This window comes from Pseudomonas retamae, assembly GCF_043496865.1.
Taxonomy (GTDB): domain Bacteria; phylum Pseudomonadota; class Gammaproteobacteria; order Pseudomonadales; family Pseudomonadaceae; genus Aquipseudomonas; species Aquipseudomonas retamae.
The window spans coordinates 66,003-82,573 of the sequence record NZ_JBIEIL010000015.1; the positions used below are offsets into that span (position 1 = coordinate 66,003).

16 protein-coding genes are annotated in these 16,571 nt (G+C 59.8%); 9 read left to right on the forward strand and 7 right to left on the reverse strand.

The genetic code is table 11. The features are described 5' to 3' along the window. Nucleotides 1-77 precede the first annotated feature (77 nt). The 6 genes from tusD to ACGSLL_RS24655 all read left to right on the forward strand — a co-directional run bounded on the left by tusD (nucleotide 78) and on the right by ACGSLL_RS24655 (nucleotide 3,543). Entirely contained in the window at nucleotides 78-470 is a 393-nt protein-coding gene (tusD, locus tag ACGSLL_RS24630) for a sulfurtransferase complex subunit TusD (protein WP_394508298.1), read from the forward strand. Then, nucleotides 471-827 carry a sulfurtransferase complex subunit TusC gene (tusC, locus tag ACGSLL_RS24635; RefSeq protein WP_394508299.1) on the forward strand — a complete coding sequence of 119 codons (357 nt, stop codon included), beginning with the start codon at nucleotides 471-473 and terminating at the stop codon, nucleotides 825-827. Continuing rightward, complete coding sequence (tusB, locus tag ACGSLL_RS24640; protein WP_394508300.1) at nucleotides 827-1,120, forward strand: sulfurtransferase complex subunit TusB; 294 nt, start codon at nucleotides 827-829, stop codon at nucleotides 1,118-1,120. The genes tusC and tusB overlap by 1 nt, the downstream gene beginning before the upstream one ends. Then, nucleotides 1,117-1,452 (forward strand): TusE/DsrC/DsvC family sulfur relay protein, encoded by a 336-nt coding sequence (locus tag ACGSLL_RS24645; protein WP_394508301.1) that lies wholly within the window; start codon nucleotides 1,117-1,119, stop codon nucleotides 1,450-1,452. The genes tusB and ACGSLL_RS24645 overlap by 4 nt, the downstream gene beginning before the upstream one ends. After that, nucleotides 1,449-2,450, forward strand: a complete 1,002-nt coding sequence (locus ACGSLL_RS24650) for a glycosyl transferase family protein (RefSeq protein WP_394508302.1) — start codon at nucleotides 1,449-1,451, stop codon at nucleotides 2,448-2,450. The genes ACGSLL_RS24645 and ACGSLL_RS24650 overlap by 4 nt, the downstream gene beginning before the upstream one ends. 91 nt (nucleotides 2,451-2,541) lie before the next feature. Beyond that, nucleotides 2,542-3,543, forward strand: coding sequence for a glutathione S-transferase family protein (locus ACGSLL_RS24655; protein WP_394508303.1), 1,002 nt, complete (start codon nucleotides 2,542-2,544; stop codon nucleotides 3,541-3,543). 118 nt (nucleotides 3,544-3,661) lie between these two features. Here ACGSLL_RS24655 and cysG read toward each other — a convergent pair whose 3' ends face one another. The 6 genes from cysG to ACGSLL_RS24685 form a co-directional block, all read right to left on the reverse strand. Further along, nucleotides 3,662-5,056: a siroheme synthase CysG gene (gene cysG / locus ACGSLL_RS24660; protein ID WP_090284335.1), complete on the reverse strand. Its 1,395-nt coding sequence runs from the start codon at nucleotides 5,054-5,056 to the stop codon at nucleotides 3,662-3,664. Next, nucleotides 5,057-6,337 carry a serine--tRNA ligase gene (gene serS, locus ACGSLL_RS24665; RefSeq protein WP_125927824.1) on the reverse strand — a complete coding sequence of 427 codons (1,281 nt, stop codon included), beginning with the start codon at nucleotides 6,335-6,337 and terminating at the stop codon, nucleotides 5,057-5,059. A gap of 15 nt (nucleotides 6,338-6,352) precedes the next feature. Further along, nucleotides 6,353-6,727, reverse strand: a complete 375-nt coding sequence (gene crcB / locus ACGSLL_RS24670; RefSeq protein ID WP_208940637.1) for a fluoride efflux transporter CrcB — start codon at nucleotides 6,725-6,727, stop codon at nucleotides 6,353-6,355. Beyond that, nucleotides 6,727-8,049 carry a replication-associated recombination protein A gene (locus ACGSLL_RS24675; protein ID WP_090284341.1) on the reverse strand — a complete coding sequence of 441 codons (1,323 nt, stop codon included), beginning with the start codon at nucleotides 8,047-8,049 and terminating at the stop codon, nucleotides 6,727-6,729. The genes crcB and ACGSLL_RS24675 overlap by 1 nt, the downstream gene beginning before the upstream one ends. Before the next feature lie 151 nt (nucleotides 8,050-8,200). Next, nucleotides 8,201-8,821 (reverse strand): outer membrane lipoprotein chaperone LolA, encoded by a 621-nt coding sequence (gene lolA / locus ACGSLL_RS24680; RefSeq protein ID WP_208940636.1) that lies wholly within the window; start codon nucleotides 8,819-8,821, stop codon nucleotides 8,201-8,203. A 76-nt stretch (nucleotides 8,822-8,897) separates the two neighbouring features. Next, nucleotides 8,898-11,327 carry a DNA translocase FtsK gene (locus ACGSLL_RS24685; protein ID WP_394508304.1) on the reverse strand — a complete coding sequence of 810 codons (2,430 nt, stop codon included), beginning with the start codon at nucleotides 11,325-11,327 and terminating at the stop codon, nucleotides 8,898-8,900. Between the two features lie 489 nt (nucleotides 11,328-11,816). Here ACGSLL_RS24685 and aat point away from each other — a divergent pair, with 489 nt between their 5' ends. The 3 genes from aat (at nucleotide 11,817) to infA (ending at nucleotide 13,594) form a co-directional block, all read left to right on the forward strand. Next, complete coding sequence (gene aat, locus ACGSLL_RS24690; protein ID WP_394508305.1) at nucleotides 11,817-12,497, forward strand: leucyl/phenylalanyl-tRNA--protein transferase; 681 nt, start codon at nucleotides 11,817-11,819, stop codon at nucleotides 12,495-12,497. A 58-nt stretch (nucleotides 12,498-12,555) separates the two neighbouring features. Beyond that, nucleotides 12,556-13,263, forward strand: coding sequence for an arginyltransferase (locus ACGSLL_RS24695; RefSeq protein ID WP_332769754.1), 708 nt, complete (start codon nucleotides 12,556-12,558; stop codon nucleotides 13,261-13,263). A 112-nt stretch (nucleotides 13,264-13,375) separates the two neighbouring features. Then, nucleotides 13,376-13,594, forward strand: coding sequence for a translation initiation factor IF-1 (infA, locus tag ACGSLL_RS24700; RefSeq protein WP_002553999.1), 219 nt, complete (start codon nucleotides 13,376-13,378; stop codon nucleotides 13,592-13,594). Between the two features lie 682 nt (nucleotides 13,595-14,276). Here the strand turns inward: infA and clpA are convergent. Next, nucleotides 14,277-16,547, reverse strand: coding sequence for an ATP-dependent Clp protease ATP-binding subunit ClpA (gene clpA / locus ACGSLL_RS24705; protein ID WP_007964841.1), 2,271 nt, complete (start codon nucleotides 16,545-16,547; stop codon nucleotides 14,277-14,279). Nucleotides 16,548-16,571: the final 24 nt, after the last annotated feature.

A 16,571-nucleotide genomic window follows, 5' to 3' on the forward strand; every position in this document is an offset into this window, starting at 1 on the left:
GATATGCATCAACTTCGGTTTCGCGGCAGCCTGCATAAAGCTTTATCATGGCCGCAGTTTTGCTGATCGAGTCCGTCATGAAATTCGCCATTGCGCTGTTTTCCGCCGCCCATGCGCCCTCCTCGCGCCGCGCCCTGCTGTTTGCCCAGGCAGCGCTGGCCGGCGGGCATGAGATTGTCCGGCTGTTTTTCTATCAGGATGGCGTCTATAACGCCTCGGACGCGCTGGTCACGCCGCAGGACGAACTGGACTTGCCCAAGCAATGGCGGACCTTTATCACTGAGCAAAAACTCGACGGCGTGGTGTGCATCGCCGCCGCCCTGCGCCGTGGTGCGTTGAACGCTGAGGAAGCCAAGCGCTACCAGCGTGATGCGGTTTCCATCAGCGCGCCGTGGGAATTGTCCGGCCTGGGTCAGTTGCATGACGCGGTGCAGGATGCTGATCGCCTGATCTGCTTCGGAGGCGCGTAAATGGCCAAATCACTGTTGATCATCAGCCGTCAATCACCTTGGTCTGGCCCCGGCGCTCGCGAAGCGCTGGACATCGTGCTGGCTGGTGGCGCGTTCGATCTGCCGATCGGTCTGCTGTTTCTCGATGACGGCGTGCTGCAGCTGGCCTCGGGGCAGAACGCCAAAGCGCTGCAGCAGAAAGACCTCAGCGCCAATCTGCAAGCGCTGCCGATGTTTGGTGTCGAGGAGCTGTTTTATTGCGCAGACAGCGCCAGCGCTCGTGGGCTCGGAAAACTCTCGCTGGACGAAGCGCAGGCGCTCTCTGCCGAGCACATCACCGTCCTTATTGACCGCTACGACCAGGTGATCACCCTCTGATGTCGACTTTGCACGTGTTGTCTCACTCCCCTTTCGGCGATGATCGCCTGAACAGTTGCCTGCGCTTGCTCGGCAGTGCTGATGCGTTGCTGCTGTCCGGCGATGCGGTGTACGCGCTGCAACCGGGTAGTGCACCGTTTTCCGCTCTGCAAGACAAAAAAATCAGCCTGTTCGTGTTACTTGAAGATGTTCAGGCACGTGCGATCGAGATTCCGGACTGGGCCGAAGCCATCGACTACCCGGCCTTCGTCGAGCTGTCGATCCACCACGACAAGGTCAACAGCTGGTTATGAGTGCGTTGACCGTCGGCGCTCGCGCCATCGAACTGGACAAGGACGGCTTTCTCGTCGATCTGAGCGACTGGTCGACCGAAGTCGCCAGCGCCCTGGCCGCCGCAGAAGATATCGAGTTGACAGCCGAGCACTGGGAAATCCTCGAATTGCTGCGTAGCTTCTATGCCGAATTTCAGCTGTCGCCGGCTACTCGCCCCCTGATCAAGTACACCGCGCTGAAACTCGGCGGGGACAAAGGCAACAGCCTGCACCTGAACCGACTGTTCAAAGGCACCCCTGCCAAACTCGCCGCAAAACTGGCGGGCCTGCCCAAACCGACGAATTGTTTATGACCGACTTCCCAGCATTGACCCTCGAAACGCCCGCCGAGCATCCGTTCGCGCAGTTCGTGCGCATTCTCGGCAAAGGCAAGCGCGGCGCGCGTGATCTGACGCGCGAGGAGGCCCGTGAAGCCATGGGCATGGTGCTCGATGACACGGTCGAAGACACCCAGCTCGGCGCCTTCCTGATGTTGCTGCGGCACAAGGAAGAAAGCGCCGAGGAAATGGCCGGTTTCACCGAAGCCCTGCGCGAACGCTTGCAAGCGCCAGCCCTGAACGTTGACCTCGACTGGCCGACCTATGCCGGAAAAAAACGTCACTTGCCGTGGTATCTGCTGACCGCCAAGTGCCTGGCGCAGAATGGCGTGCGCATCTTCATGCATGGCGGCGGCGCGCATACCGCCGGGCGTCTGTACAGCGAACAGCTGTTGGGCGAACTGAATATCCCGCTGTGCCGCTCTTGGTCGCAGGTCGGCGAGGCACTGGATAACGGCGGGCTGGCGTTCATGCCGCTGATGGACTGGGCGCCTCAGCTGCAAAAGATGATCGACCTGCGCAATACGCTGGGCTTGCGCTCGCCGATTCATTCACTGGCACGGATTCTCAACCCGCTGGGCGCGCGATGCGGCCTGCAAAGCATTTTCCATCCCGGCTACCAGGCAGTGCATCGCGATGCCAGCGGTTTGCTCGGCGACACCGCGATCGTGGTCAAGGGTGATGGCGGCGAAGTCGAGATCAACCCGGACGCCGCCAGCCACCTCTACGGCACCACGGGCGGGCAGAGCTGGGACGAGGAATGGCCGCAGCTGTCGGCGCAACGCCATGTAAAACCGGCGACGCTGGAAATCGAGCATTTGAAAGCGGTATGGCGTGGCGACGTGGTCGACAGCTATCCGCAAATGGCTTTGATCGCGACCATGGCACTGGCCTTGCGCGGCCTCGGTGACAGCCGGGAGCAAGCCTTCGCCACGGCTGAGCAGTACTGGGCCGCGCGAGACAAATCGATTTAACCGATCATTCACGCCCGATCTTTGCGCTTTTTGTTCGAACTCATCGGAATAGACTCGGCTCCAATGAATATTGGTTTACGGAGTCTGGATCATGGGTTTACTCGTCGATGGCCACTGGCAGGACAAGTGGTACGAAAGCAGCAAGGACGGCGCGTTTCAGCGCGAACAGGCTCAACGCCGCAACTGGGTCACCGCCGACGGCCAGCCCGGCCCCAGTGGTGACGGCGGCTTTGCGGCCGAAGCCGGGCGCTATCATCTCTATGTTTCGCTCGCCTGTCCGTGGGCGCATCGCACCCTGATCCTGCGCAAGCTCAAAGGCCTGGAGAGTCTGATCGACGTCTCGGTGGTCAGTTGGTTGATGCTGGAAAACGGCTGGACCTTCGACAAGGCCCTCGGCTCGACCGGCGACAAGCTCGACGGCTTCGATTACATGCATCAACGCTACACCGCCGACACGCCGGATTACACCGGGCGCGTCACGGTCCCTGTGCTGTGGGACAAGAAGCTCAAGCGCATCGTCAGCAACGAATCCGCGGAAATCATCCGCATGTTCAACAGCGCTTTCGACGCGCTGACCGGCAACGACCTCGACTTCTACCCGGCGCCGTTACGCAGCGAAATCGATGCGCTGAACGAGCGCATCTATCCGGCAGTGAACAACGGCGTGTATCGCGCCGGCTTCGCCACGTCGCAGCAGGCTTATGAACAAGCATTCGATGAGGTATTCGCCGAACTTGATCATCTGGAACAGCTGTTGGGCGCCAATCGTTATCTGGCGGGCGAATACCTGACGGAAGCCGATGTGCGTCTGTTCACCACGATGATTCGTTTCGATGCGGTGTACCACGGCCACTTCAAGTGCAACCTGCGGCGGATTGCCGATTACCCGAATCTGTCGAACTGGTTGCGGGAGATGTATCAGGTCGACGGTGTTGCCGAGACGGTGGATTTTCAGCACATCAAAAATCATTACTACGGCAGTCACAAGACGATCAACCCGACGGGCGTGGTGCCGAAGGGGCCGGAGCAGAATTTCAGCGTGGCGCATGATCGGTCGCGGTTGATCGGGAAAGGGGTTTGGCGCAGAGGCTGATTGGTTCTGTGTTCTTTAGGGCCTCTTCGCGAGCAGGCTCGCTCCCACAGGGGATTTGTAAACGACACAGATCCAATGTGGGAGCGAGCCTGCTCGCGAATGGGGCGACTCAGTATTTCTAGACCTGCGCCTGAGCCCCTTCAAACCACGCCAGTTTCTCGCGCAATTGCACCACTTCACCGACGATTACCAGTGTCGGGGCATGCACTTCATGCTCCGCCACCAGTCGCGGCAGATCGGCCAGCGTACCGGTAAAAACCCGCTGATTGACCGTGGTGCCCTGCTGAATCAATGCTGCCGGGGTATCCGCCGAACGACCGTGCTTGATCAACTGCTCGCAGATGATCGGCAGCCCCACCAGGCCCATGTAGAACACCAGCGTCTGCGCCGGCGCGACCAGGTCGGACCATGGCAGATCGGTGGAACCGTCCTTCAAGTGGCCGGTAACGAAGCGTACCGATTGCGCGTGGTCGCGGTGGGTCAACGGTATCCCGGCATATGCCGCGCAACCGCTGGCGGCGGTGATCCCCGGCACGACCTGGAACGGAATGCCGTGGGCCGCGAGTTCTTCGATCTCTTCGCCGCCACGCCCGAAAATGAACGGGTCGCCGCCCTTCAGCCGCACGACACGCTTGCCGGCCTTGGCCAGATCGACCAGTTGCTGATTGATCTGCTCCTGCGGCACCGCATGCTCGGAACGGCGCTTGCCGACGTACACCCGCTCGGCATCGCGACGGCACAGTTCGAGGATTGCCGGAGCCACCAGGCGGTCGTAGAGCACCACATCGGCCTGCTGCATCAGCCGCAAGGCCTTGAACGTCAGCAAGTCCGGATCGCCCGGCCCGGCACCGACCAGATAAACCTCGCCGGTGGTGACCATCGCTTCGCCATCGATCTTCGCTTGCAGCAGGCGCTCGGCTTCGGCGCCCTGCCCGGCCAGCTGCCGATCGGCAATCGGCCCCTGAAACACATCTTCCCAAAAACCGCGACGCTGCTGCACATCCGGAAACAGGTTTTTCACCTGATTGCGAAACCGCGCAGCGAGCCCGGCCAGATGACCGTAAGTCGATGGAATCCAGGTTTCGATCTTGGCTCGAATCAAGCGCGCCAGCACTGGCGCGTCGCCGCCGCTGGACACGGCAATGATCAACGGCGAGCGATCGACGATCGCCGGGAAGATCACGCTGCACAGAGCGGGCGCGTCGACCACATTGACCGGTACGCAACGTCGATGCGCATCCGTCGAGACTTGCGCATTGAGCGTTTCGTCGTCGGTGGCGGCGATGATCAGCCCGCACCCATCGAGATCCGCTTCAACGTAACCGCGCAACACGCACTCGCCGCCACTGGCAGCGACGAGTTCGGCCAGTTGCGGTTCGATTTCAGGTGCGACCACCCGCAGCAGCGCACCGGCATCGGCCAGCAGGCGGGATTTGCGCAAGGCAATTTCCCCACCACCGACCACCAACACACGACTGCCGCGCAGGTTGTGAAACAGCGGCAGATATTTCATTTAACCGATGACCTCAAGGCCACCCATGTACGGCTTGAGTACGTCCGGCACGCGGATCGAACCGTCGGCCTGCTGGTAGTTTTCCAGCACCGCCACCAGCGTCCGACCGACCGCCAGACCCGAACCGTTCAAGGTGTGTACCAGTTCAGGCTTGCCGGTTTCCGGGTTGCGGAAACGCGCCTGCATGCGGCGGGCCTGGAAGTCGCCGCAGTTCGAGCACGAGGAAATTTCGCGGTATTTGTCCTGGCTCGGGATCCACACTTCCAGGTCGTAGGTCTTGACCGCGCTGAAGCCCATGTCGCCGGTGCACAGCGCCAGGGTGCGGTATGGCAGACCCAGCAGTTGCAGGACTTTTTCCGCGTTGGCGGTCAGGCCTTCCAGCGCTTCCATCGACTGCGACGGCTCCACGATCTGGACCATTTCGACTTTGTCGAACTGGTGCTGACGGATCATGCCGCGCGTGTCGCGCCCCGACGCGCCGGCTTCGCTACGGAAGCACGGAGTGTGGGCAACGAATTTGATCGGCAGCAGCTTCGAGTCGACGATTTCGCCGGCAACGATGTTGGTCAGCGACACTTCGGCGGTCGGGATCAGGTACAGATCGGCTTCGCCTTCGCGAGCGATCTTGAACAGGTCTTCCTCGAACTTCGGCAGCTGACCGGTGCCTTGCAGCGCCGGCGCCTGAACCAGATAAGGCGTGTACGCCTCTTCGTAGCCGTGCTCGTTGACGTGCAGGTTGATCATGAACTGCGCCAGCGCGCGGTGCAGACGAGCGATCGGGCCACGCAGCAGGGCGAAACGTGCGCCGGACAACTTGGCTGCGGTTTCGAAATCCAGCCAGCCGAACTTCTCGCCCAAGGCAACGTGGTCTTTCACTTCGAAATCAAACTGCGTCGGGGTGCCCCAGCGGCGCACTTCGACGTTGTCGTCTTCGTCCTTGCCGACCGGCACCGATTCGTGCGGCAGGTTGGGAATGCCCAGCAGGATCGAGTCCAGTTCGGTCTGGATCGCGTCCAGCTCGACTTTACCGGCGCTCAACTCGCCCGCCATGCGCTCGACGTCCGCCATCAGCGGCGCGATGTCTTCGCCGCGTTGCTTGGCCTGACCGATGGATTTGGAGCGCGCGTTACGTTCAGCCTGCAGTGCTTCGGTGCGGGTCTGGACGGTCTTGCGCTGTTCTTCCAGCGCTTCGATGCGCGCGGTGTCCAGGGCAAAGCCACGGGAAGCCAGGCGGTCCGCTACGTCCTGAAGGTTGCTACGTAACAGTTTGGAATCGAGCATGTCGGTTTCTCGTTATCAAAGTTTGGTCAGGGACAGGCCAGCCCACGTCGCGAGCAGCCCGCCGAATACGCTGAGTGCCGCATAGCCCAGGGCCAGCGGCACCTGCCCGCTTTCCAGCAGGCGCACCGTATCCAGTGAAAAGGATGAAAAAGTCGTCAGCCCCCCGAGGAAGCCGACCATCAACCCGGCGCGCACCTCAATCGGCACCTCCGGGCGTATCAAAAACAGGCCGTACAACACGCCAATCAGCAGACAGCCCACGATATTAACGGCCAGCGTCGCGGTATAGAAGTGCCGCGGCCAATTGGCGCTGATCCAGTTGCCGGTGGCGAAGCGCAGCAAGGTTCCGGCCATCCCGCCGACAGACACCGCAACGATCAATGGGACCACTATTTTCTCCGCTGCCGAGGGCTCAGGCGATCGAGTTGAGCGAGGTGATTGAGCTTTTCGCCGATCTTCAATTCCAGACCACGCGGCACGGGCTGATAGAACGGGATCGGTTCAAGTTCTTCCGGGAAATAGTCTTCGCCGGCCGCGTAGGCATCCGGCTCGTCGTGGGCGTAGCGGTATTCGTCGCCATAGCCCAATTGCTTCATCAGTTTGGTCGGCGCATTGCGCAGGTGCAGCGGTACTTCCAGCGAGCCGTTTTCGGCAGCGGCACGCAGGGCGGTCTTGAAGCCCATGTACACCGCGTTGCTTTTCGGCGCACAGGCCAGATAAGTGATGGCCTGAGCCACCGCCAGCTCGCCTTCCGGACTGCCGAGACGCTCTTGCACTTCCCACGCCGCCAGGCACAGGCTCAGCGCGCGCGGGTCAGCATTGCCGATGTCTTCGCTGGCCATGCGCACCACGCGTCGGGCCAGGTACAGCGGATCGCAACCGCCGTCGATCATCCGCGCGAACCAGTACAGCGCGCCGTCAGGATTGGAACCACGCACTGACTTGTGCAGTGCAGAAATCTGGTCATAGAACGCTTCGCCGCCCTTGTCGAACCGGCGACGGGTATCGCCGAGCAGGCTTTGCAACAGATCGGTGCCGATCTCGCTGTTGTCTTCTGCCAGGTCCGAGGCGTTCTCCAGCAGATTGAGCAGGCGCCGACCATCGCCGTCGGCGGCAGACAGCAGCATCTGAAAACCTTCATCGCTGAGGGTCAGGTTGCGCTTGCCGAGGCCGCGCTCTTCGCTCAGCGCGCGGCCCACCAGCTTGCGCAGCGCCGCTTCGTCGAGGCTTTTCAGCACATAAACGCGGGCGCGCGACAACAAAGCGTTGTTGAGTTCGAACGAGGGGTTTTCCGTGGTGGCGCCGATGAAAATCAGCGTGCCGTCTTCGACGTAAGGCAGGAAGGCGTCCTGCTGGGACTTGTTGAAACGGTGGACTTCATCGACGAACAGAATGGTGCGTTTGCCGTACTGGCCGGCCTGCTGCTTGGCGATTTCAACGGCCTGACGGATCTCCTTGACCCCGGCGAGCACCGCCGAGACCGTTTCGAAGTGCGCATCTGAGACTTCCGCGAGCAATCGCGCCAGGGTGGTCTTGCCCACGCCCGGCGGCCCCCAGAAGATCATCGAATGCAGGGCACCCTGCTCCAGCGCTTCACGCAGCGGCTTGCCACGCGCGAGCACGTGTTCCTGACCGACGTACTCGTCCAGATTGGTCGCACGCAAACGCGCGGCCAGTGGCTGGGCAATCGGTGCACTGCGAAACAGATCCATCACGTAGCGTTGAAACCTCTATTTGATCTTGAGATCGATCATTGCCCCTGTGGGAGCGAGCCTGCTCGCGAATGCGGTACATCAGTCAACATCAATGCTGAATGAACCACCTGATTCGCGAGCAGGCTCGCTCCCACAGAGGGGTTTGGGTTTATTCCTGGATAACGTCGGCACCCTTGGGAATGTCGAACTTGAATTTCGAGGCCGGCACCGCTTCGTTGGCCTTGACCCCGGTAAACAGGATATTGGTGCGCTGGCCGACGCTGTCGATCAATTGCATGTCGTTGAGCAGACCGTTGCGGAACGACAGGCGCAGGTTGTCGAACAGGGTGTCTTTGGTTTTCGGCTTGAGGGTGAAGTCGATCACGCCGCCCGCCTCTTTCGCACTGATGTCAAAGCTCTGGCTGATCTTCGACACGTCACCGGACAGCAGCAGCGCCGGGGTCTGGGTCAGGCGCTCGTCCAGCTTCTTGATCGTTGCCTGCTCCAGATCCGGGTCCCACAGGGTGACTTTCTTGCCATCGGAGACCATGGTCTGCTCAGCCGGGGCGTTGGTGTGCCAGTAGAACAGGCCCGGACGCTGCAGGGTCATGTTGCCGGTGGTTTCCTGCAACTGGGTGCCGCTGCCGTCGAGGGTCAGCTGCGAAAAGTTCGCGCTCAGGGTCTTGGATGTTTCCAGCAATTGGGTCAGACGCGCCACGTCCTTTTCATCGGCGTGGGCCGTGAAGGTGGTCAGCGCCAGTACTGGCAACAGCATGCGGATCAGACGCATGGGAGTCCTCTTGAATATTCGTTGGGAGAGGACGGCGCGTCATTGCGCCATCCTTTGTGCAAAAAGGCATTTCGAATCAGTCGCGCACCGGGCCCGGGGCCAGGACCTCGCGGGAACCGTTGGTGTTCATCGAGGTGACGACGCCGGCCATTTCCATGGCTTCGATCATTCGGGCAGCACGGTTGTAGCCAATCTTCAGCTTGCGCTGTACCGCGGAAATCGAAGCACGACGGCTTTCGAGGACAAACTGTACGGCTTCGTCATACAACGCATCGGCTTCCGGATCATCGCCGTCGCCGCCACCGCTGCTGCCTTCAAAACCACTGCCCGCTTCTTCGACACCGTTGAGAATGTCGTCGTTGTATTCCGGTGCGCCGCGCAGTTTCCACGCCTCGACCACACGGTGAACTTCATCGTCCGACACGAACGCGCCGTGAACCCGGATCGGCAGACTGGTGCCCGGCGGCATGTACAGCATGTCACCGTGGCCAAGCAGTTGTTCGGCGCCACCCTGATCGATAATGGTTCGCGAGTCGATCTTGCTCGACACCTGGAACGCCATACGGGTCGGAATGTTGGCCTTGATCAGACCGGTGATCACGTCTACCGATGGCCGCTGGGTCGCGAGGATCAAGTGAATGCCAGCGGCACGGGCCTTTTGTGCGATACGGGCGATCAGCTCTTCAACTTTCTTGCCGACGATCATCATCATGTCGGCGAATTCATCGACCACCACAACGATGGTCGGCAGTTTTTGCAGCAGCGGCGCTTCGTCGTGAATGCTTTCGCGCTTGTACAGCGGATCGCTCAACGGCTCGCCGGCGTCCTGGGCTTCCTTGACCTTGGCGTTGAAGCCGGACAGGTTGCGCACGCCCATCTTGGCCATCAGCTTGTAGCGACGCTCCATTTCGGCAACGCTCCAGCGCAGGGCGTTGGCGGCGTCTTTCATGTCGGTCACAACCGGGCACAGCAGGTGCGGAATGCCTTCGTAGATCGACAGTTCAAGCATCTTCGGGTCGATCATGATCAGTTTGGCGTCTTCCGGGCCGGACTTGAACAGGATCGACAGGATCATTGCGTTCACACCGACGGACTTACCGGAACCGGTGGTACCGGCGACCAGCAGGTGCGGCATCTTCGCCAGGTCGGTGATGACCGGTTTGCCGCCGATATCGTGGCCGAGGGCCAGGGTGACCGGCGATTTGAAGTTGTCGTACTCGGGCGTCGACAGCACTTCGGAGAAACGCACAATCTGCCGGTCTTCGTTGGGAATCTCGATACCGACCGTGGTCTTGCCTGGAATCACTTCAACCACCCGCACGCTGGTCACCGCCAGCGAACGCGCCAGATCCTTGGCCAGGTTGGCGATGCGACTGACCTTGACGCCTGCCGCAGGCTGGATTTCGTAACGGGTAATGACCGGGCCGGGATGGATTGAATCCACCGCCACTTCGACACCGAACTCCTTGAGTTTGATTTCCAGCAGATGCCCGACCGCAGCCAGGGATTCCGGCGAATAGTTGAGTTGCTTTTTTTCCGCCGGATCGAGGATCGAGATCGGCGGCAAGGTGCCTTCCACGGCGCTGTCGACAAACAACGGCACCTGCTTCTCTTTCTGCACGCGCTTGCTTGGCTCGGGCGCCTTGGCCGGCGCCGGGGCGATCACTGGCGGCACCTGCTTCTCGCGATCGGACATGTGCTTGCTCAGGGCTTGCTCGCGTTCGATCAGGCGTTCTTTGACTTTGGCCTGCTCGCGCTTATCGGTGACCGTTGGCGCGACCACATCATGCACACGATCATCGACCTCTCGCAGTTGCGCGACGAGTTGCTTGCGTTCGGTGCGCGCCGCCCACCAGCGATTGAGCGCACCCTGAAACAGCTCGAACAGATCGAGGGTGATCTTGCCGGTGATGTCCATCACCTTGAACCACGACAGATCGGTGAACACCGTCAGACCGAACAGGAACAGTGCGATGAACAGCAGCGTGCTGCCCTGAATGTTCAGCGCATTCTTCGCCAGATTACCGAGGCTTTCGCCCAACGCACCACCGGCACCTGCCGGCAGGCCGGACGCGGCATGGAAATGCAGATGCGCCAGCGCCGCGCCGGACAGCACCAGAAATACCAGACCGATCAGGCGCCAGGAGAACAGCCAGCCACTCCACTGCCACGGCTCGTGGCGCTGGCGGAAGATCTGATAGGCCTTGATCGCCAGCAGCAACGGGAAGATGTAGGCGAAGTAACCGAGCACCATGAACAGGATATCGGCGCTGTAGGAGCCCGCCGGGCCGCCGAAATTCTGCACGTCATCGATCTTGCTGTTGTGGCTCCAGCCCGGGTCGTCCTTGCCGTAGGTCAGCAAAGCCATCATCAGGAACAGGCACAAGGCGCCGATGGCGATCAATGCACCTTCCTTGAGCCGGTAGTGCAATTGTTGACGCCAGAGCGGAACGACTGTTTTGGGTGCTTCGGTGGATTTCTTCAAAACGCTTATTTTCCTGCGCACAAGGCGCGTCCATCTATTGAATGACGATAAAAAACTGCCCAATCCAGGCAGGTAAAAAATCAAACGAGCGCAAACGGAACTACTTTTAACATTACGCCGCGCTTTTTATAAACACAGCACATGGCCAACATTGCCTGATAACCCGCCATTGTACGGGTTTGTGCGTTCGATGCCATGCTTCAAGCCCCGTGATTGAGCATAGCCAGGCGCACAGAGACTGCGACGCAATTTGAGCATGCATTTACCTTTTGTGACAAAGGCTTATGACGGCTATTTGATGAACGTAGCGAAGCAGCCGATATCTGCCCGACAGCGACGCTTACCGCGCATCCTCACAGTGACGCTTACGACCACGACAGACATACCAAGTTGCAACACAAAACTCACTGCGCCAGAGAACTGTGCAGGACATCGGCGGAGTTTCGCGGCAAACTCTTTCGCAGGGCCTGCACGCCCCGACCGCCCTCCCCTTTTGCAAGCCTGGATGCCATGCTGACTTGGTTACAACGCAACTCCATGACTTTCCCGCCACTGGAAAAGGCCATGCGCGAGCCCAACGGATTGCTCGCTGCCGGTGGCGATCTGTCTGCCGATCGTCTGATTCAGGCTTATCGCCATGGCTGCTTTCCGTGGTTTTCCGAAGGCCAGCCGATTCTCTGGTGGTCGCCGGACCCGCGCACCGTGCTGTTTCCCGACGAGCTGCACGTTTCGCGCAGCCTCGGCAAGCTGCTGCGCAAGGAACGCTATCAAGTGACCTTCGATCAGGATTTCGAAGCCGTGATTCGCGCCTGCGCCGCACCCAGGGATTACGCCGACGGCACCTGGATCACCGAGGCCATGCAGGACGCCTACATCGAACTGCATCGTCGCGGCTTTGCCCATTCGGTGGAAGTGCACGATCAGGGCGAACTGGTCGGCGGCCTGTACGGTCTGGCGATGGGCCAGCTGTTTTTCGGTGAATCGATGTTCAGCCGCGCTGACAATGCCTCCAAATATGGCTTCGCCACACTGGTGCGCCATCTCAGAGAAGCGGGTTTTGTGCTGATCGATTGCCAGATGCCGACCGATCATCTGCACAGCCTTGGTGCACGAGCGATTCCCCGCGAGCAATTTGCCGATTATCTGGCACGCCATCTGGATCAGCCCAATCAGGCAAGCTGGGTTTGCTGAGCGACTTTTGCGCAGGTGGCTTACACTTAATCCACCAGCTTATTCCGAGGGTTGATTCATGACCGAGTTGGCGCGCCTGAAGTTCTATGCCACTCAGCCCCACTCCTGCAGTTATCTGCCCGAGGAGCAGGCCACGACCCTGTTTCTCGATCCGAGCCAGCCCATGGATGTGCATGTCTACGCAGACCTGTCGGAAATGGGCTTTCGTCGCAGCGGCGATCATCTGTACCGTCCGCATTGCCAGAATTGCAATGCGTGCGTGCCTGCGCGCATTCCGGTGGCGCAGTTCCTGCCCAACCGCCAGCAAAAACGCATCTTCAAACGCAACGCCGATTTGCAGATACGCCCGGCCAAGCCGCAATTCAGCGAAGAATATTTCGACCTGTACCAGCGCTACATCGAACAACGCCACGCCGACGGCGACATGTACCCGCCAAGCCGCGATCAGTTCTCGACCTTTCTGGTCCGCGACCTGCCCTTCTCGCGCTTCTACGAATTTCGACTCGACGGACGGTTGCTGGCGGTAGCGGTGACCGATCTGCTGCCTAACGGCCTGTCGGCGGTCTACACCTTTTACGAACCGGCCGAAGAACGCCGCAGCCTGGGACGTTTCGCGATTCTCTGGCAAATCGCCGAGAGTCAGCGCCTGGGGCTTGAGGCGGTCTACCTCGGGTACTGGATCAAGAACTGTAAAAAGATGAACTACAAGACCCAATATCGCCCTATCGAACTGCTGATCAACCAGCGCTGGGTCATCCTCAACTAAAGCAAAAGCTCAAACCCCTTGGCTTAAACCCCATTTTTCGGGCACAATGCACGCCGCTTTTGCCTGGCGCAGTTGCACCGGGCCATTCACTGGATACCGAGGGCTTTACTGCATGTCGAAAGAAGACAGCTTCGAAATGGAAGGCACTGTCGTCGACACCCTGCCCAACACCATGTTTCGTGTGGAGTTGGAAAATGGGCACGTCGTAACCGCGCATATTTCCGGCAAGATGCGCAAGAACTACATTCGTATTCTTACCGGTGACAAAGTGCGCGTCGAACTGACGCCCTATGACTTGAGCAAAGGGCGCATCACCTACCGCGCTCGCTAATCAAGTCAATACAAAACGCCCGGCTTTTAGCCGGGCGTTTTTGTGTCTGGGGTTTGGTTTTTTTCAGATCCATTTGCTGCGGCTGCGTGGAAGTTGCCTAAGATCAAAGGCAACGTCAAAAGCCCCTCACCCTAGCCCTCTCCCGGAGGGAGAGGGGACTGACCGTGGGGGATGTGAAAGCTACGCCGACCTGCGATACCTAGTCGTACGCAATTTTAAAGCCAACACAGATCAGCTCCCTCTCCAGGGGGAGAGGGCTGGGGTGAGGGGCGAATCCACCGCAAATCCAAAGCCAACCACCCGCTACTAACCACTCAACAATGAGCGCCAGCTCGAGTGCTTTTGATCTTGCGTCACCAGCGACGTCGGAAGGCTGAGTGGAGGGATTGATCCGGGCGTGGGAGCGCAGCGACCGTCTGGCGCAGCCAGACACAGCGGAAGTAGGTGCAGCGAAGCAAACCGTAGCCGCTGCGCCCGGATCAGTCCCGGAGCGAAGGAACCCGAGCCTGCGAGGGCCGAACGTAGGAGCAAGCGTTTTTTTGCTTACTTTTTTTAGCCGTTTGTAAAAAAAGTGAGTCGCCGTCAGGCGAAACCGCCAGCCGCAGCACCCGAAGCAACGGATATACCCCCAACCCCGAGACAAAAAAAAGGCGCCCGAAGGCGCCCTCTTAAACCACAACCGTCAGGCCATCTCCGCCGTGGTCTCGAAGTCAAACGTCAACTCACCATCCTTGATGTCGATGTGCACCACACCGCCATGCTCGGCCAGCTCGCCAAACAGAATCTCTTCTGCCAGCGGACGCTTGATCTTGTCCTGAATCAGACGCGCCATTGGACGCGCGCCCATTGCCGAGTCATAACCACCGGCCGCCAGCCAACTACGCGCCGCATCGGTCACCTCAAGCAACACACGCTTGTCTTCCAACTGCGCCTGTAGCTCGGTGAGGAACTTGTCCACCACGCTCTTGATGACCTCATGACTGAGGCGACCAAACTGGATAATGGTGTCCAGACGGTTACGGAACTCCGGCGTAAAGCTCTTCTTGATCACTTCCATCGCATCGGACGAGTGGTCCTGATGGGTGAAACCGATCGAAGCGCGCGCCGCCGTCTCGGCACCGGCGTTAGTGGTCATGATCACGATCACGTTGCGGAAATCCGCCTTGCGCCCGTTGTTGTCGGTCAGCGTACCGTGGTCCATGACCTGCAACAGCAGGTTGAAGACTTCCGGATGCGCCTTCTCGATTTCATCGAGCAGCAACACGCAATGCGGCTGCTTGGTGATCGCTTCGGTCAACAGACCGCCCTGATCGAAGCCGACATAACCAGGAGGCGCACCGATCAGACGCGATACAGTGTGACGCTCCATGTACTCGGACATGTCGAAGCGCACCAGCTCAATGCCCAACGCCTTGGCCAACTGCCGCGCGGCCTCGGTTTTACCCACACCGGTCGGCCCTGCAAACAGGAACGAACCGACTGGCTTGTCCGGCGATTTGAGCCCGGCACGGGACAACTTGATTGCAGTCGACAGCGAATCGATCGCAGCGTCCTGGCCAAACACCGTCAGCTTCAGGTCACGCTCCAGATTACGCAGCAGCTCCTTGTCGGAACTGGTGACGTGCTTCGGTGGAATCCGCGCGATTTTCGCCACGATGTCTTCGACCTGCGGCACTTCGATACGCTTGACGCGCATCTCGACCGGTTGCAGACGCTGATAGGCGCCCGCCTCGTCGATCACATCGATGGCCTTGTCCGGCATGTGCCGGTCATTGATGTAGCGCGAAGCCAGTTCGGCAGCGGCGCGCAACGACTCATCGCTGTATTCGATATTGTGGTGCTGCTCGAAACGCCCTTTCAGGCCACGCAGGATCCCGATGGTGTCTTCCACCGACGGTTCGACCACATCGACCTTCTGGAAGCGACGCGCCAGGGCACGGTCCTTCTCAAAGATGCCGCGGAACTCCTGGAACGTGGTCGAACCGATGCAGCGAATGTCGCCAGACGACAGCAGCGGCTTGAGCAGGTTCGAAGCATCCATGACGCCACCAGACGCAGCACCGGCACCGATAATGGTGTGGATCTCGTCGATGAACAGAATCGCCTGCGGACGCTTTTTCAGCTCATTGAGCAACGCCTTGAAGCGCTTCTCGAAATCACCGCGGTATTTGGTGCCTGCCAGCAGCGCGCCAAGATCCAGCGAGTAGACGACGCTGTTCGCCAGCAGATCCGGCACCTGGTTGTCGACAATGCGCTTGGCCAGGCCTTCGGCAATCGCGGTTTTACCCACGCCCGCCTCGCCGACCAGCAGCGGATTGTTTTTGCGGCGCCGCGCGAGAATCTGCGCGACGCGCTCGACTTCCGATTCACGGCCGACCAGCGGATCGATACGACCCTGGCGTGCGAGTTCGTTGAGGTTGCTGGCATAAGCATCCAGAGGATTGCCTGAAGAAGAAGACTCACCGCCCTCGTCGTCCTGCATATCTTGTTCACCTTCAGAGTGATCGCCATGCCCCGGCACTTTGGAAATGCCGTGGGCGATGTAGTTGACGACATCAATGCGCGCAACGCTCTGCTGCTTCAGCAGGAATACGGCCTGACTCTCTTGCTCACTGAAGATGGCGACCAGCACGTTGGCGCCAGTCACTTCGCGTTTGCCCGAGCTCTGTACGTGGAAAACAGCACGCTGCAGGACACGCTGAAAGCCCAGGGTTGGCTGGGTTTCGCGATCTTCGTCATGGACGGGGATCAATGGCGTGGTGGAGTCGATGAACTCCTGCAGATCATGCTTGAGTTTGTCGAGGTTCGCGCCGCAGGCACGCAAAACGGTGGCGGCAGCCTCATTGTCCAATAGGGCCAACAGGAGATGTTCGACGGTCATGAACTCATGACGCTTCGAACGAGCCTCCTTGAAGGCTAGATTGAGGGTGACTTCGAGCTCGCGGTTTAACATAGCTTCACCTCATACCCAAGTGGT

What these genes read in the sequence shown, in the direction of transcription:
- tusD (WP_394508298.1), top strand. Translation starts at nt 78, where the DNA reads ATGAAATTCGCCATTGCGCTGTTTTCCGCCGCCCATGCGCCCTCCTCG.
- tusC (WP_394508299.1), top strand. Translation starts at nt 471, where the DNA reads ATGGCCAAATCACTGTTGATCATCAGCCGTCAATCACCTTGGTCTGGC.
- tusB (WP_394508300.1), top strand. Translation starts at nt 827, where the DNA reads ATGTCGACTTTGCACGTGTTGTCTCACTCCCCTTTCGGCGATGATCGC.
- ACGSLL_RS24645 (WP_394508301.1), top strand. Translation starts at nt 1,117, where the DNA reads ATGAGTGCGTTGACCGTCGGCGCTCGCGCCATCGAACTGGACAAGGAC.
- ACGSLL_RS24650 (WP_394508302.1), top strand. Translation starts at nt 1,449, where the DNA reads ATGACCGACTTCCCAGCATTGACCCTCGAAACGCCCGCCGAGCATCCG.
- ACGSLL_RS24655 (WP_394508303.1), top strand. Translation starts at nt 2,542, where the DNA reads ATGGGTTTACTCGTCGATGGCCACTGGCAGGACAAGTGGTACGAAAGC.
- cysG (WP_090284335.1), bottom strand. Translation starts at nt 5,056, where the DNA reads ATGAAATATCTGCCGCTGTTTCACAACCTGCGCGGCAGTCGTGTGTTG.
- serS (WP_125927824.1), bottom strand. Translation starts at nt 6,337, where the DNA reads ATGCTCGATTCCAAACTGTTACGTAGCAACCTTCAGGACGTAGCGGAC.
- ACGSLL_RS24675 (WP_090284341.1), bottom strand. Translation starts at nt 8,049, where the DNA reads ATGGATCTGTTTCGCAGTGCACCGATTGCCCAGCCACTGGCCGCGCGT.
- lolA (WP_208940636.1), bottom strand. Translation starts at nt 8,821, where the DNA reads ATGCGTCTGATCCGCATGCTGTTGCCAGTACTGGCGCTGACCACCTTC.
- aat (WP_394508305.1), top strand. Translation starts at nt 11,817, where the DNA reads ATGCTGACTTGGTTACAACGCAACTCCATGACTTTCCCGCCACTGGAA.
- ACGSLL_RS24695 (WP_332769754.1), top strand. Translation starts at nt 12,556, where the DNA reads ATGACCGAGTTGGCGCGCCTGAAGTTCTATGCCACTCAGCCCCACTCC.
- infA (WP_002553999.1), top strand. Translation starts at nt 13,376, where the DNA reads ATGTCGAAAGAAGACAGCTTCGAAATGGAAGGCACTGTCGTCGACACC.
- clpA (WP_007964841.1), bottom strand. Translation starts at nt 16,547, where the DNA reads ATGTTAAACCGCGAGCTCGAAGTCACCCTCAATCTAGCCTTCAAGGAG.